The sequence below is a fragment of the Nonlabens sp. genome (assembly GCF_047636915.1).
In the GTDB taxonomy this organism is placed as follows: Bacteria; Bacteroidota; Bacteroidia; order Flavobacteriales; family Flavobacteriaceae; genus Nonlabens.
On sequence record NZ_JBLIGN010000021.1, the window covers coordinates 20,926 to 36,840 of the forward strand.

The 15,915-nt window shown below is 36.6% G+C and carries 15 protein-coding genes; 10 read left to right on the top strand and 5 right to left on the bottom strand.

All coding sequences use genetic code 11. The features are described 5' to 3' along the window. The first annotated feature begins 1 nt into the window (after nucleotide 1). Nucleotides 2-439, top strand: a complete 438-nt coding sequence (locus ACJAT0_RS05380; protein WP_415180824.1) for a TPM domain-containing protein — start codon at nucleotides 2-4, stop codon at nucleotides 437-439. Continuing rightward, complete coding sequence (locus ACJAT0_RS05385; protein ID WP_415180825.1) at nucleotides 439-1,212, top strand: TPM domain-containing protein; 774 nt, start codon at nucleotides 439-441, stop codon at nucleotides 1,210-1,212. The genes ACJAT0_RS05380 and ACJAT0_RS05385 overlap by 1 nt, the downstream gene beginning before the upstream one ends. A gap of 242 nt (nucleotides 1,213-1,454) precedes the next feature. On the opposite strand, the gene ACJAT0_RS05390 is transcribed toward ACJAT0_RS05385, so the two are convergent. Further along, on the bottom strand, nucleotides 1,455-6,314 hold the full coding sequence (locus ACJAT0_RS05390; RefSeq protein WP_415180826.1) for a choice-of-anchor L domain-containing protein: 4,860 nt from the start codon (nucleotides 6,312-6,314) through the stop codon (nucleotides 1,455-1,457). A 285-nt stretch (nucleotides 6,315-6,599) separates the two neighbouring features. On the opposite strand from ACJAT0_RS05390, the gene ACJAT0_RS05395 reads away from it, so the two are divergent. The 4 genes from ACJAT0_RS05395 to ACJAT0_RS05410 all read left to right on the top strand — a co-directional run bounded on the left by ACJAT0_RS05395 (nucleotide 6,600) and on the right by ACJAT0_RS05410 (nucleotide 9,163). Beyond that, on the top strand, nucleotides 6,600-6,779 hold the full coding sequence (locus tag ACJAT0_RS05395; RefSeq protein ID WP_374004024.1) for a CAL67264 family membrane protein: 180 nt from the start codon (nucleotides 6,600-6,602) through the stop codon (nucleotides 6,777-6,779). Continuing rightward, nucleotides 6,780-7,199, top strand: coding sequence for a hypothetical protein (locus tag ACJAT0_RS05400; protein WP_415180827.1), 420 nt, complete (start codon nucleotides 6,780-6,782; stop codon nucleotides 7,197-7,199). After that, nucleotides 7,186-8,877, top strand: coding sequence for an energy-dependent translational throttle protein EttA (gene ettA, locus ACJAT0_RS05405; RefSeq protein WP_415180828.1), 1,692 nt, complete (start codon nucleotides 7,186-7,188; stop codon nucleotides 8,875-8,877). The genes ACJAT0_RS05400 and ettA overlap by 14 nt, the downstream gene beginning before the upstream one ends. Nucleotides 8,878-8,977: 100 nt before the next feature. Next, nucleotides 8,978-9,163: a hypothetical protein gene (locus ACJAT0_RS05410; RefSeq protein ID WP_415180829.1), complete on the top strand. Its 186-nt coding sequence runs from the start codon at nucleotides 8,978-8,980 to the stop codon at nucleotides 9,161-9,163. A gap of 435 nt (nucleotides 9,164-9,598) precedes the next feature. On the opposite strand, the gene ACJAT0_RS05415 is transcribed toward ACJAT0_RS05410, so the two are convergent. Continuing rightward, entirely contained in the window at nucleotides 9,599-10,399 is an 801-nt protein-coding gene (locus ACJAT0_RS05415) for a zinc-dependent peptidase (protein WP_415180830.1), read from the bottom strand. A gap of 40 nt (nucleotides 10,400-10,439) precedes the next feature. Continuing rightward, nucleotides 10,440-11,174, bottom strand: coding sequence for a Bax inhibitor-1 family protein (locus ACJAT0_RS05420; RefSeq protein ID WP_415180831.1), 735 nt, complete (start codon nucleotides 11,172-11,174; stop codon nucleotides 10,440-10,442). Nucleotides 11,175-11,479: 305 nt separating this feature from the next. On the opposite strand from ACJAT0_RS05420, the gene ACJAT0_RS05425 reads away from it, so the two are divergent. From ACJAT0_RS05425 to ACJAT0_RS05440, 4 genes are all read left to right on the top strand, one after another. Continuing rightward, the gene (locus ACJAT0_RS05425) at nucleotides 11,480-12,028 is read left to right on the top strand and encodes an RNA polymerase sigma factor (protein WP_415180832.1); all 549 of its coding nucleotides are present in this window, start codon (nucleotides 11,480-11,482) and stop codon (nucleotides 12,026-12,028) included. Nucleotides 12,029-12,058: 30 nt separating this feature from the next. Continuing rightward, nucleotides 12,059-12,574 carry a hypothetical protein gene (locus ACJAT0_RS05430; RefSeq protein ID WP_415180833.1) on the top strand — a complete coding sequence of 172 codons (516 nt, stop codon included), beginning with the start codon at nucleotides 12,059-12,061 and terminating at the stop codon, nucleotides 12,572-12,574. Then, nucleotides 12,571-13,044: a hypothetical protein gene (locus ACJAT0_RS05435; RefSeq protein ID WP_415180834.1), complete on the top strand. Its 474-nt coding sequence runs from the start codon at nucleotides 12,571-12,573 to the stop codon at nucleotides 13,042-13,044. Before ACJAT0_RS05430 ends, ACJAT0_RS05435 begins: the two co-directional genes overlap by 4 nt. A 165-nt stretch (nucleotides 13,045-13,209) precedes the next feature. Next, the gene (locus tag ACJAT0_RS05440) at nucleotides 13,210-13,548 is read left to right on the top strand and encodes a hypothetical protein (RefSeq protein ID WP_374004015.1); all 339 of its coding nucleotides are present in this window, start codon (nucleotides 13,210-13,212) and stop codon (nucleotides 13,546-13,548) included. 215 nt (nucleotides 13,549-13,763) lie between these two features. On the opposite strand, the gene ACJAT0_RS05445 is transcribed toward ACJAT0_RS05440, so the two are convergent. Together ACJAT0_RS05445 and ACJAT0_RS05450 are read right to left on the bottom strand one after the other, a co-directional pair. Next, the gene (locus tag ACJAT0_RS05445; RefSeq protein WP_415180835.1) at nucleotides 13,764-14,681 is read right to left on the bottom strand and encodes a GSCFA domain-containing protein; all 918 of its coding nucleotides are present in this window, start codon (nucleotides 14,679-14,681) and stop codon (nucleotides 13,764-13,766) included. Nucleotides 14,682-14,845: 164 nt separating this feature from the next. After that, on the bottom strand, nucleotides 14,846-15,915 hold a 1,070-nt coding region (locus ACJAT0_RS05450), incomplete at its 5' end, for a DHHA1 domain-containing protein (RefSeq protein WP_415180836.1).

Sequence of the window (15,915 nt, forward strand, 5' to 3'; positions counted from 1 at the left end):
GATGTCTGTAAAAGTTAAAGATTTTCTCACCGATTCACAAGAGGAAGCAGTTATAGAAGCCATACGTATGGCAGAAGCGCTCACAAGTGGTGAAATACGGGTGCATCTAGAATCGCATTGCGACGAACCTATAAAACGAGCTCAAGAATTATTTCACTTATTAAATATGGATCATACCAAAGAAGAAAATGGCATCCTCTTTTATATCGCAGTTGAGGATAAAAAATTTGCATTAATAGGGGATAAAGGTATACATGCTAGAGTAGGAGAAAGCTTTTGGGGAACGGTAAGAGACGTGGTTTTATCTCGCTTTTGCGAAAACGAATTTCAAAACGGTCTCATCGCTGGAATAGAGTTAGTAGGAAAAGAACTAGCGGCTTATTTTCCATGGGATAAGAATGATAAAAATGAACTTTCTGATGATATTTCTGTAAGCTAATGCGTTATTTTTTATACATAATCCTTGTCTTTATAAGCTCTTTTACAGCTGTTCAAGCACAATTTAAGATTCCTAAAAAACCTTCTGATAGCCAGCAAGTATTTCTTTATGACTATGCTGCCATTCTTCCAGACGCACAAGAAAAAGCGCTTAACATCAAACTCAAACGCTATGCAGACGCTACTTCTACACAAATAGTTTTTGCTATAATTAATTCTTCAAATGGTGAAGAACTGGATGTATTAGGAGCACAATGGGGGCAAGAATGGGGAATAGGGCAAAAAGATGCTGATAATGGTATGTTACTCCTTCTAGCTGTAAAGGATCGCAAAGTAGATATCAATACGGGTTATGGAATTGAATCCAGGTTATCAGATCTCGATGTGGAACGTATTGTCAACCGCATTCTCGTTCCGAATTTTAAAAAGGAAAATTATTACGCCGGTCTGGATCAAGGATCAGATGCCATTTTTCAAGGGCTACAAGGCGAATTTAAAGGCGCTCCTCAAAGTAGCGATCAGATTCCGTGGCAGTTTATCATGTTATTAGGGATCGTATTGTTTTTCGTCATTATGAAGGCTAGAAAGAAGAACGGTGGTGATTCTGATGGCGGTGGCAGCGGCGTTTCGTTCCTCGATATTATCGTATTAAGTAGTCTGGGACGCGGTGGTTTTGGCGGTGGCGGTTTCGGCGGTGGCAATTCAGGTGGCGGTTTTGGCGGTGGTTTTGGTGGTGGCGGTTTTGGCGGCGGCGGTGCCGGTGGAAGCTGGTAGTGATTTTGTATTACAAGTAGAATGATCACCTCATAGTTTAAGAATTAAACGCAGGTTTATAGGCTTTTAAGGTACGGATTATTGATTTTAGGTTTTCTTCTAAGACGACAAACAGAAAACCAACCCCGAGTTTTATAAGACATTTGACTATTAAATTGTTTGTGTATTGCTTTCGAAAAAGCAGTACACAAACCATCCTCTCGAGCGGTTCAGCGCCGTTTCTATTAGAATGAACCTTAGATTTATCGCTTTAAGGAAAAGTTTCCTTTTACTTCATAATCACCTCTAGAATCCTTAATTTCTAACAAGAACCAATAATCTGAAGAAGGCATAGGGTTTCCGTTATAAGTTCCATTCCAACCGTTAATGTCATTGTTGTAACTTTTCAATAGCTTGCCATATCGATCAAAGATATAAAAGGTAGCTTTATCAAATGTGTTGATGTTATCCACATACCACGTATCGTTATAGCCATCACTATTAGGAGTGAAAAATCTAGGGTAGTCAACAATCAATACGATTTGAGGCGGAGATGGAGCACAACCATTAAGATCTATGATACGCACTTCGTGGTAGCCTCGGGCTACATTTGTGAAAATATTGCTTTCTTGAGCTTCACCATTATTTAATATGTACAGATAATGCCCTGAACCAGAAACGCTAACAGTAATGGTATTAGGGTCTTCAAAATTAGTCGAGGCTACAAAATCTACTGTAGCCGATTCTGAGTCCCTAAGGTTAAAAGTAACTGCAGGAGCGATACAGCCTCTATTATTAGTCACTTTTACAGCATAATTACCGGGTACCGCTGTAGTTATGCTACTGGTAGTTTCTCCTGTAGACCACAAATAACTTTCTCCTGCGTCTCCTGTAAAAGCGTCTATAGTTACAGGTACTAGATTACAAATAACTTGATGAGGATCTATGGTAACTACAGGCAATGGGTCGACTATAGCCTCAAATTCCCCTATACGAGCGCAGCCTACAGTGGTATTAGTAACTCTAACATAAAATGTCTCTGATTCATATACAATTATGTCGGTGTTGGTTATTTCATTAGTTTCATCTTCTGCATCTGTTTCTGTAGAGTAGTATTGTAAGATGTGCGTTGCTGGGTCTAAACCGTTTAAAATCGTACTGTCATTGTCTGCTAGATCAAAGTGGCTGCTTCCATCAAAATTATCATCACAGGTTCTCATGTCATAATTTCCTCGAGATGTTATCTGTGGAAGAGCCTGAATATGTAAATTAAATTCACCAGTAGAAAAACAGTCCGTAATTGTATTTTCTACTCTTATAAATAAGGTCGTGTTATTCGTTGTATAATTATAGCTGCTGTCTATGGGGTTTGTGTCATTCAAGGCATCAGTATTTGTTGTGTAATATCGAGCAACTACTCCTGTAGGCATGGGATCTATAAATAATGGGATTACCTCACTTAAATCTGCTGTTTGTGCCAAATTATCACAAGTTGTAAAATTGATTTCGGTACTGATTTGCGGTGGTAAATTTACAATCAAGTCTAACGTTCCTATATCATAACACCTTGAAATAGTATTGTAAAATCTTAAATAAACTGCTTGAGGATTAGAAGTATTTGTAAAAGAAGACTCATTAGTTATCGGATTTACGTCATTCTCTGCGTCTATAATGCTGGTGTGCCAAGACAGGGTAGAGTTAAAAGGTCTCGATCCCACTAGATCTGTTTCTCGTGAAGTAAGATCAAAAGTGTTAAAACCGTCAAGATCTGTATCACATGTGGCAGAAGGCTCTATAATGTTGGTAAGTGGACTATCAATTACGTTAAAAATAATGTCTTCTATTTCAAAACAATTTACATCATTACCTATTCGTGCATAAATGGTTTGCGGATTTACAGTATTCGTAAAATCAATCGGCAACGAATTTGTGTTGGATTCAGCTTCAAGCACAGATTCATGAAATGTTACTGTTAAGTTAGCCATTATTCCCTCTTTAATTTGGTCAATAGAGGGTTGTAAGGAATAAGTAGTAATACCGTCATTGTTGTTATCACAAACTCTTATGTCTGAAGGCGTATTAAAAGTGGGAGAAGCGTCTACTTGAATAGTAAAAGAATCTACACCATAACAAGAAGCATCCGTTTCATTTTCTAAACGCACCCATATAATTTGTGGATCGCTTGTGTTTTGAAAAGCATTTAATTTATCAATTTCATTAATATCGCTGTTGGCATCTGCCATAGTTAGATAATAAGAGATTGTTTTACCTAACTGTCCATTTAGTATTTCAATATCCTTAGTATAAAAGAAAAAGTCTTCCACGCTATTGTTGTCAGATTCACAAATTTGGTAGGTGCTTATATCAGGAAATACTGGTAACGTATTTACTATAATCGTCTGTATCACTACAGTTTCACAGCCGGTAAGCGTGTTTTCTACCCTTATAAATATGGATTCTGTATGTGCATTATATGCGCTAGGCGTTAAAATAGAGATAGCTCCTAACTTTGCATCTGCAAAATTATTGTAATAAGAGAAAGATCTATTTAAATCTGTGGTTATTTGTGGTTCTTGAGAAGTAAGATCTACCATAAAAAAACCATCCTGGTCGGTATCGCAGATGATGATATCTGCCGGGTCTGTAGACATTGGCGCTGGTAAAATGGTAATTTGCATAGTCTGATAATCACTGCATCCAGTAGGTGCCATTAATTCTGCATATACCGTAAATGGATTTGTTGTGTTCAAGACACTTGTTACTGGGTGAACCCTATTATTAGCGTTTGCTTGGGTTAAGTAATAAAGGACATGGTGATCGCTGCCAAAAGGACCTCTAACCTCATCATCGAATTCATTAAGTGGTACGTTAGTAAACAGGTCTTGGTCTTCATCACAATAGGTTTGATCCGGTATCGATCCAGACTCAAAATAAGGTGCTACTATAAGTTCAAACTCTTCAAATTCCGTACAGTTAGGACTATTGATCCTGATGTAAATCGTTTGTGGGTTGGTCAGATTTTCATAACCGATTAAAGGATTCAGCTGATTCATATCAGACATTTGATCCAGTTCTGTCTCAAAGAATTCTATTTCTACATTCTCTAGGGAGTTGATAAAGACTTGTGCAATTCTGTCCAATAAAAAATATTCAATACCGTCATTACTCAAGTCATCACAGGCGGTTATATCTTGAATATTTGTTCTGTCGAGTAATAAATTGGAATATAAATCTACAGGTACAACGGTAGAACAACCAGTTGCTATAGATTCAAACCTTACAAAAACACGTTGTAATCTAGGTGTGGTATTATTAAAAAACCCGGGATTAATAATGGGGTTGATGTTATTATGAGCATCAGATTCTTCTGTATGATAGCTTGTGTTGAAGTCTTCTGGAGTGGATGTGAAATCATAGATAACACTTGTGATGTCAAATATTGCAAAACCGTCATGATCTTGATCACAAGCATCGATCTCTTCTAAGCTGGAGTCTAATACGGGAGGTAATACTACATCGATGGTTATTTCACTAGTCGCAAAACAGCCGTTAATGGTATTGTATACTCTTGCAAAAATAGTGTCTGGATTAGAAACATTGGTATAGGGGCTTGAAAGGATACCAGTGTTGTTTGTTGCATCACTTTCTGTCCTGTGGTAAGAAACAGTGGAAGTAATGGTAGAAGTAGTGGTCGTAATGGTTGAAGTTACCTCGTTATCAAATGGAGTTAGATCAATAAGTATAATTCCATCATCGGTGTCATCACAAGCCATAAAAGAGTAATCTGAAGCGATAAAAACATTATTAACGATGAGGCTCAATGGTTGTATGCTTTGACATCCAGTGTCATTATTGTCGATACGTATGTAAATCGTTTGAGGGCTAACAACATTTGTGTAGTTATCTGATAGCTGCCCAGTTTGGTGTTGTGCAGCATTTAGATCAAAATAAAAAGCAGTTGTATAATTTCCAGTAGGAAGTCGGCCGAGCGTATTATTAGCCAACCTACGTAGATCAAAAGATTCTATACCATCTGCAGTTGGATCGTCACATGTTACTTGATCAGAAATAGCAATGTTAATTTGGTTAGGTTCTATTGTTACATAAATTTCATCCGAAATAATGCATGTAGACCCAGGTAGCGGTACACTTATTTCTACTCGGTAATTCCCAGTAGTATCTGCGAGAATCGTACTGTTGTTCTGTCCGGTTAATTCTGTATGATTTCTGAACCATTTGAAGGTGGCTAAGTTATTTCCGATATCAGCATTAAGGGTGGTATCTTGACAAGGGGATAAATCTGGTCCCAAATCAACCTCGGCTTGCAGACTACCAGCTTCTATAAAAATAGCGCTGTCATAAGCGGTAGGGTCAAAGCTAGATTGATCTGCGATAACCATTTTAAGATGATAAATAGTATTAGGAATTACATTTGTCGCAGCGTTGAGCGTTACTGTTCTGCCTTCAAAATTTGTATTCCCTATATTTTGTCCTGCAAAGAATGATTCGTTTGCTGCGTCACAATGACCTACAACTTCAGGACGCACGGTCTGTATACCGACAGGAGTGGAGGTATTAGGTAATACAGCTATATTTTGATACGTACCTCCTTGAGGTTTTAATAATAGGGCAAATCGGTCACCTACATTACAAGGATAATTTTGTTGGTATTCTTCTGAGGCCAGTAAATAGTTAAAACTAATCCTGTTGGATGTACTTATCAAGTCGAACTCTATTACTGTCGCATTAATGGTATTTGATATTCCCGTTAGATTCTCAAGGTCATCATCACCACCCCAGGCTGTCGTTCCATCGCTTAGATCTGTACTGATTAATGAATTCCCGATGCTACTTCCATCACCAGTACTTAAAAAGAAGCCTTCTGTAAATGGAAATGTGGAACCGGCTTTGGTAAAGCTGCCAAAACTATTGATACCATCAACAGAGCCATTGATGTTAGAGGTAATATTCGTAATGTGGACACAGTCGTTGCCTAGAGATTGTTGTACTAATTGATCTACAGGAAGTGACGTAGACGTGTTAATAAGCTGGGAAAAACTATGTAGACCTATTAATAGGAAGGTCACAAACAGGTATTTCAAGGGTGAGTGATTGTAGTTCAAAGCAGAAATATTTTATACGTTTAATCAAGTGCTATTTTACACCAATTAATCGATTAAAGATCACAATTACACGATAAAGTGTAAATAGTACATTTCGATTAATCGGATGAATTACAAATTTAAATACGATTATATATGTAAATAATTGATATTCAGTTATTTAAATTTTTATTTTAAATTATATAATTTAACCAATGACAATTTACCGATTTACCGTTCGTCGATAAATTAATCGATGAACAGCACAGCTTTACTGCTTATATTTGCAAATTGGTTTTAAAAATTATGGCACTTAATAAGAATGGAGTTTTAGGATGGGCTACTTTGATAATGATTATTATCGGAGTTGGCTTGATGGCTCTTGGAGCTTATAGATACACAGACGTAGGATTTGGCTTTGCAGCTATAGGATTAGGTTTTTTTGCCATTGCATGGGTTTTCAATGCTCTTAAAGGTAGAGTGTAATTGAAAGAGGTGATTCACTTTAGGGATATGAATACGTTGCGCTATAGACTCATACTTGGACTTGCGGTCTTGAATCTTGTTTTAGCAGGAGTTTTCTTTTTTAACAACCTAAAAATTTATAGTTCCATTTTTGCTCTTATAGCGGTAACCTTATTCTATGTCAATAGTTTTGAGGGTTTTTCCACTCGCAACTCAGTTTCTTACAGTCTTCAATCTATTACCATCAAATTAGCAGGTAAGAAAACATTTGGCTTTACCTTTAAAGAATTAGAAAAATTAGATCTTTCGGATAAAGGTCTTTACATAAAATCGAAAGGGATGGAAGCTGTGACGCTTTCGCAGAAGCGGTATGAAAACAATTCTTTAATCCAACTACATCAAATTTTAAATGAAAAAAGCACATTAAATGAGCGACGATAAACAAGTTATTTTTTCCATGTCAGGTCTTTCTAAAACCTATCAAAGTACTGGAAAACAAGTATTAAAAAACATCCATCTTAGTTTTTTCTATGGTGCAAAAATTGGTATTCTAGGTCTTAACGGTTCTGGTAAATCTACATTGATGAAGATTATTGCCGGGCTGGAGAAAAATTATCAGGGTGATATAAATTTTTTACCTGGGTATCATGTAGGTTACTTGGAGCAAGAACCCTTGCTGGACGATACAAAGACGGTGATGGAAATTGTAAGAGAAGGTGTGGCAGAAACTGTAGCTGTTCTGGATGAATACAACAAAATCAACGACGACTTCGGACTGGAAGAAGTATATACCGATACGGATAAGATGGAGAAATTGATGAATCGTCAGGCGATTCTTCAAGATAAAATAGATGCATTAAACGCATGGGAATTAGACACCAAGCTAGAAATAGCTATGGATGCATTGCGCACGCCACCGGGTGATGCAGAAATTAAGAACCTCTCTGGTGGGGAACGACGCCGTGTAGCACTTTGCAGATTATTATTGCAACAGCCAGAAATTCTATTACTCGATGAGCCTACCAACCATCTTGATGCAGAATCTGTATTGTGGTTAGAACAACATCTCTCTCAATATAAAGGAACAGTAATCGCCGTGACTCACGATAGGTACTTTCTAGATAATGTTGCGGGATGGATTTTAGAACTAGATCGTGGTGAAGGAATCCCTTGGAAAGGAAATTACTCCAGTTGGTTAGAACAAAAAGGAAACCGTCTTGCTAAGGAAGAAAAAACAGAGTCTAAACGACAGAAAACCCTACAACGAGAATTGGATTGGGTACGTCAAGGAGCCAAAGGAAGACAGACCAAGCAAAAAGCACGTCTTAGTAATTATGACAAACTTTTAAACGAGGATCAAAAAGCCAAAGAAGAAAAGCTAGAGATCTACATTCCTAATGGTCCACGTTTGGGAACAAATGTAATTGAGGCAAATGGAGTGAGCAAAGCATTCGGTGATAAGTTGCTTTATGAAGATTTGAATTTTGTATTACCACAAAACGGTATTGTAGGAATTATAGGTCCTAACGGAGCTGGTAAAACCACGATCTTTAAAATGATCATGGATCAAGAAAAGCCAGATAAGGGCTCTTTTACGGTAGGAGAAACAGTGCAACTTGCTTATGTGGATCAAGATCACTCTAATATAGATCAAGAGAAGTCTATCTGGGAAAATTTTGCAGATGGTCAGGACATGATTATGATGGGGGGAAAAATGGTAAATTCAAGAGCTTATTTAAGCCGCTTTAATTTCTCAGGCAGCGAGCAAAATAAAAAGGTGTCCGCACTTTCTGGTGGTGAGCGCAATCGCCTGCACTTAGCTATGACACTCAAAGAAGAAGGAAACGTTCTATTGCTTGACGAACCGACTAACGATCTTGATGTAAACACATTGAGAGCACTGGAAGAAGGACTTGATAATTTTGCCGGTTGCGCGGTGATTATCTCGCATGATAGATGGTTCTTAGATAGAGTATGCACCCATATTATTGCGTTTGAAGGAGATTCACAAATTTTTTCTTTTCAAGGTAGTTTTACCGAGTATGAGGAAAATAAAAGAAAACGTCTAGGGGATCATGCTCCTAAAAGAATACGTTATAAAAAGTTGACTAGAGACTAGAACTGCACCTTTTTATCATAAACTCCATAAAGGAGTTCAAAAACTCCAATGGTATTCAAAACCATTGGAGTTTTTATTTTCAGGACAAAACAAGTCGTTTATGATAGATCACAAATCAAATTCTTTAACCGCATTTAAAAGCAAATTGTTATGCTCTATCCTATTATCTGCATTAAAAGGTGCTGGCGTTTCTGAACAATATATAGGAATAAGGGTAAAAAGCGTAGAGATAAGGGTCCATCATTTTAGAGTAAAAACCAACAACGACTCTGTCGGTAAATGGTAGCTGATAGGCGTTTTTTTTAATCGTAGGAGCATTATTTAAGGGGATATTTCTTATTTCTTATAAAGAAGAAACCGTCAAGTGGAACCTGATTATTACTTTCAGACCTGTAAGCGTAGGATCGTAATTTATGTGTAACACTCATTTTAATTCCAAATACCGGTATCATAAATGGGTTGTTTTTTTTATTTTAACAATACGAAAACACAAGTATAGTCATCGTTAGGATTTCATTTTTCAGGGATGGAAAAATAAAAAAAGCTTGTGCGGAACTCGGTTCGGTAAAATAATTTATAAGGGTATTTGGTGCTCCATATCATATAAGAGGCTTTTTTTTAGAGGATCATCCCAGAAATTTGCTTGAGCGAATTGTCAGGGAGCGGCTAGTTGTCGGGGAACGTATAGGTAAAGAGAGCCTTTTTTATTCCCAAATAAACCTTATTCCATGATCCATTCTTCTTTATAGAGTAGCGCTTTAGTGAAATGATCGTAAATTAAAGGAAATTCATTTTTAAAATCTGCGTTCGATTCAAAGTAATATTCTGATAATACGGCCATGAATTCGTATTGGTTTGTAAAGGCATAATTTCTAAAGAATCTGGTAGTGTCTAGTTTGCTGCGCACTTCTGGCTTCATCAACTCTTTGAGAATTTTATTTGTAAACTTTTTGAAACGAGCAGCATCAATACCGCTACTGTGGTCACTTTCAAAATGCATTACATGAGTAAATTCATGTATTCCTAGGTGTAGATTATCTGTGGTAATATCCATGCCTTCTTTAAAATCTTTCCAAGAAATAGCAAGGACTTTAGCTAGTGGGTTGAACTCTCCTTTATGTAAGGCTTTATTTGTGGGGCTCATAAACGCTTCTGGAAATAGTAAAACGGTTTGCAGCATAGAATTCAAATAATTACGACGCCCGAAATTCAATCTACAGGCTACGCATGAAATGAGAACCACTTGTTCGTCAGTTACGGCACCTTTGTACCTGTTTTTAAAGTCCTTGTCTGCGATAAAGGCAGCCACGCGATGTTCGAATTGCTTCTTATAGGCGTTAGAAAGATATGTATAAAAAGGGTATGTTTCTAGAACTTGTTTTCGCGAAAGATTTAATTTTCGATAACTAAATAACTGCCTGTACCATAAAAAGTCACGCCTTCTTTGAAGGCCTCGTAAAATAATGTGAGCAAAAATAGTTAAGAATCCCAGACCAACTGCTGCAAAAACATAAGGGGCCATCCACTGCGCATTATTGTCAATTAGTATGGAAATAAAAGGGCTAATCGCGAGACATAAAAATGCTTAAAATATACCAGAATAAAAGCATTAATGCAGAGAATAAACCTACTGCTGCGCCCACATATTGATCGGTGTCATACTTATGTACCAAATTAGAGGTTTGATAAAGAATGGATCCTGCCGCTAGAACGACCATAGCGCCACTAAATAAAAGTCCCAAGTCAAAACCGAAAAGCATTCCGGCAATAATGACTCCTATCGCAATGATAAAGCCCACTGCAAGAATACTTCTTAGAAAAGAAAAATCTTTTTTAGTAACTATAACTACGGCACTTAAAGCAGCAAATAATGATAAGGTTACCGCAGCTGCCTGACTTAATAAATTACTACCTTCTTGATCTCCATAAAAAGCTTGGTAATTTAATGCCATAGATATAAGGGGTAAAAAAATAAGGGCATAAGCGGCCACAATAAGTCCAAGGCCTAAGTATTGCTGGTTGTGATCATGAGAAGTATGTGCCATTTTCTCAGCATAAGAGGTAGCCCACATAAAAGCACCTAAAACTAGCAGCCAAGTCCATCCTTGAGCCAAACTAGCCATCAAATCTACTAGAGGTTGCACTTGTAGTAAAAACGCTTCTACTACTATAAAAAGAAGCACCGCTGCGGCTACATGGCCATAGGTCTTCTTATAAAAAGCAGCTCTTACTTCGTCAGTTACACTAGATAGCGCTTCAAAAGGTTGATCGTAATGGGATAAGTTGTCTCGATTCATAATTAAAAAATAAAAGTAAAGATACTAGTTATGTAGAAGTTTAAACGTTAAGGAATCATTTAAATTATTGCCTTTGAAAGGTTTTTTATGTGTTGCTATTTTTAGTGTTAGCATTTCTTTTAGCTAAAGGATAGGACGCTATAAATACCTGATAGGTCTCCTTTTTAAAAGAACTGTTGTAATCGCTTGATTTTATGTAAACAGTTGTATTTTTTATTTTGGCAGCGCATCGATTGGCACTTCTTTTAAAACAATTATTTTTGTGTTCATTAAACTATTGTGTTTTAAGAGCGTCATAGCAGTGTATGAGTAAAATACCAGACGAAGAAATTATTCCCTTGATCCTTGAAAGGTCTACGACTAATCAAGGGTTCCGTTTGTTAGTTGCTCAATATCAGGAGCAGCTTTACTGGCAAATTAGAAAAATGGTTTTTGTTCATGACGATGCTGACGATGTGTTGCAAAACGTTTTCATCAAAATATTCAAAGGAGTAAAAAACTTTAAGGGAGAAAGTAAATTGTCCACGTGGATGTTTAGAATAGCTTACAATGAAAGCATCACTTTTCTTAAGAGAAAAGAGAAAAGCCTGCAGCTATCTTCTCAAGAATTGCAAGATCATCTAATGGAACAATTAGAAGCGGATGTCTATTTTACCAGTGATGAAATTGAGCTGGCGCTCAAAAAGGCGCTGTCTCAATTGCCAAACAGACAACGCGAAGTTTTTAATTTAAGGTATTATGACGATCTTAAATTTAAGGAAATAGCTGCGATTTTAGACTTAAGTGAAGGAGCGGTAAAAAGCACCTATCATATCGCAGCAAAGAAAGTGGAACAATATGTAAAAGTTAATTAAACTAAATGATTTTATAAGTGTCATAAAAATATGAAGAAGAACAGCATATATAATACAGCAGGTTTTAAAGTGCCCGATGGTTACTTGGATCAACTTACAGATCGTGTGTTACAAAACACCCAGAATCATGAGCTAGAAGATCATGCGGGTTTTAAAATGCCAGAAGGATATTTGAATGTGCTGGAAAATCGCATTATGAGCCAAATAGCGACGGATACCAAGGTGATTCCATTACCAACTTCTAGGCCTATGCAGTGGTTCTATCCATTACTTGCCGTAGCGGCTCTTTTTATAGGCTTTATTGCTATAAATGGCCTGTTTACTGATAACAAAACAGATCAAATTACCTTTGCAGATTTAGAAGATCAAGAAATTTCTGATTACCTAGTAGACGCAAATTTTTTGCAAGATGATGAATCTGTAGCTTTGCTGTTTGCCGATAATAGCATCTTAAGTGAAATTAGAATAGAACAGAATATAACAGATAATGAGCTCTTTGAATACCTTATGGAAGAGGCTACATGGAATCAAATAATTACAGAATGAGATATATAATCATAACCTTAGTGTTTCTTTGCTCTCTAGCAATAAAAGCTCAAAATATCGATAACAGGAGGATTCATAAAGATCGTAAAAATGAGATGAGAGATAAGATCAAAGCACTTGCTGTCGCACATATCACAAAGGAATTAGATCTAAATACAGAAGAGGCACAACAATTTTGGCCTCTGTATAACGAGGTGAAAGATGAACGTGATAGGTTGGAAAAAGTAAAGAAACAACTTATTAGAAAGTTAGAAAGTGAATTTGATGACATGACTGAAAAGACAGCATCCTCTTATGTAGATCGAATGGTCGCGATAGATAAAAGAATTAGCGCTACGAACCTTGATTATAAGCATGACGACATAATCAAAGTAATTGGCGCAAAGAGATTTCTCAAATTAAAAAAAGCCGAAATGGATTTTAAGCGGAAAATGATTAAAGAATATAGAGACCGTAAACCTAGAGAATAATTGGTTCGAGTTCGTACAATGAAAATTCCTTTCTGTTACTTCAGAACGGAATTTTTGATTTAATTATTCTAAATAAAAGGGGATTTGTAAATTGATAGTTATTTAATTCCATTCTGTTTTGTTTAAAAACATCTAGTGTCTATTTTTAACCCATAAAAAACCAAAATGAAAAAAATAATATTAATTCTATCCTTAGCATTCATTGCAAGTTGTAACCAAGGTCAAAACGCAGCTGCAGATTCAAGTGATGACCCTATTAAAAACGGTGATATCTATAAAAATTACGTGCAGGCCTATAACGACTATGCGTATTGTAAAATGGAACGTCCACAGATTACTACAGACTTTATGGACAAGAAGATTACCAAGGAAGAGTTTGCAGCTGCCTTGGAACGCAATAATAAAACCTGTACGATAAAAAAAGACATCTTTAATAAATACTACCAACTACTGGAAGCTGAATATGATAAAGCCGCAGTGGAACATAAAATTATGGAAGAATAGTTAGAATCGAATGCTCTTCATTTCATTAGTGATGCTTATTTCTGTATCGCAACACATTCATTTTCAAATTATAAAACTACTTCATTTAAGGAATGCTCCATTTAGATAACCATCTGATTGGAGCATTTTTTGTTATTTCGTCTTTTTGAATATCATTTTCAAAAACTGTATAGCTGCACTAGGTCAATAGCAGCTTAGTTTAAAACCTCTTTTATTTACAAATTCAAATCAGGATACAGTGATGCCAATTCCTCTTTAACCTTAGCTATAAGTTGTTGATGTGTTGCTACATCACTAGCTTTATGGTTGGATAGGTTTCTGTATTTTTCGATAGCTTTTTGTTTGGGTAACGTGTTGTTGTTCATTCCGCTTTCGCGAAAGCGGGACCATATAAAATCAATACCCAATTCATTAAGATGTAACATATCACGAGCATAAAAACGGTAATCCCTCAACTCATCCATAGCAATTTCATAAGCTGGAAAATAACTGGCATTTGTCACATCTATTTGATTCTGAATCGCTTCATGTAGACGTGATTTACTGCGTTGATTTTCGATAAATCCGTCTTTAACATGACGCACTGGAGATAAGGTATACGTTATAGAAACATCAGGATTGATCTGTTGTGCCAACTCAGAAATGAGCTTTAAATCTAAAGTCATAGCTTCTATAGAAAGCAGTTCTTTTTTAAATACATGTTGAGGTTGTTTATGACAATTAGCGACGATGATATCTTTTTCTATATGTCTATAAACCCAGGCAGTTCCTAAAGTGAGGAATAGATGTGTGGCAGTTTTTAAAGAAGCTCGGAGTTCATGAAGCGCATTATTAAGATTCAAAACCAATTGTTCAGGATGCTTAGAATTTAAATCAGAGTGACAGAAATAAGAATAGTGATTTGTGCAGTCTTCTAGAGTGAAAATTTGATTTTTAATGGCCCTTTGTACAAGGATTCTCAAACTCGTAGAATTAAACACAATCCCAAACGGATTTACCGCTACTTCAAAACCGTAAAAGTTCAACTTAGAACCTATATGTTCTGTAAAACAACTTCCCAACAAAAGCATCTTAGAATTGTAATCTATAAGTAAAGGCAAGTTAGTAATAGGAACTGGTGTGGAAAGTTTCATTCAAGAGGTTAAACTATGAATTATAAAGGTACGATGATCTGTTTTAAATTGTCTATTCAGAAAACAAGCTGCGGAGAATTTTGCGGTACAACTATTCGACACGAATAAGATCTATTCCAAATTTATGATGGATTTCTTCTTATTTTTTGATTTCACACACCACATTAACACATCTCCTCCGCAGCACTAAGAGCAGCATCTATTCCAGCAGTATTCTTTCCGCCAGCAGTGGCAAAATGAGCCTGACCGCCGCCGCCGCCTTGAATGTGCTTTCCTAATTCACCTACTATTTTACCAGCATCGAGGCCTTTCTCCTCAACAGTATTCTTACTTAGAATTACGGTAAGCGTTGCTTTGTCTCCATTATTTGCTCCTATAATTAAGAAAAGGTTTTCCATTTCTCTTTCTATATCAAAAGCCAGTTCTTTTATCGACTTTGCATCCAGATCTGTTTTTGTAGCGATAAAGTTTATTCCATTGATGTTTTTTGCACTCGCTATTAAATCGCCTTTTAGGTCTCCTGCTTTGGCTTTTAATAATTGTTCTATTTCTTTTTTCAAAGAAGCATTCTCCTCTTGAAGCGCAGCAATGGATTCTGCCGGTTTTTTTGTTGGATTCTTTAAGAGGCTTTTTATCTCATCAAAGCTCTTAGATTGCTCTGTAAAGAAATCTTTGATAGCATCGTTAGAAATGGCTTCTATACGACGTATTCCGGAGGCTACGGCACTTTCACTGGTGATCTTAAAATGCCAGATGTTTGCTGTATTTTTTACATGAGTACCACCACAAAGTTCTTGACTCTCACCAAATTTAATGGTACGTACTACATCTCCATATTTCTCCCCAAACAGTCCAATAGAACCTTCTTTTATAGCGTCTTCATAGGTATTGCTGCGATTTTCTTGAAGCGGTAATTGTTCTTTAATACGGGCATTTACAAAGTTCTCGATCTGAACCAATTCTTCGGTACTTACCTTAGAAAAATGAGAGAAGTCAAATCGCAAGCTAGCACTGCGCACCATAGAACCTTTTTGTTCTACGTGAGTTCCTAAAACTTTACGTAGTGCTTGATGTAGTAAATGGGTAGCAGTATGATTGGAAGACGTGCGCTCTCGCTGGCCTGTATCAACCATAATTTTATGAGTGCCGCCTATTTCTTTAGGCAGGTTTTTAGTGATATGAACGGTCTGTCCGTTTTCTTTTTTAGTATCAATGATGTAGACCGTATCACCAT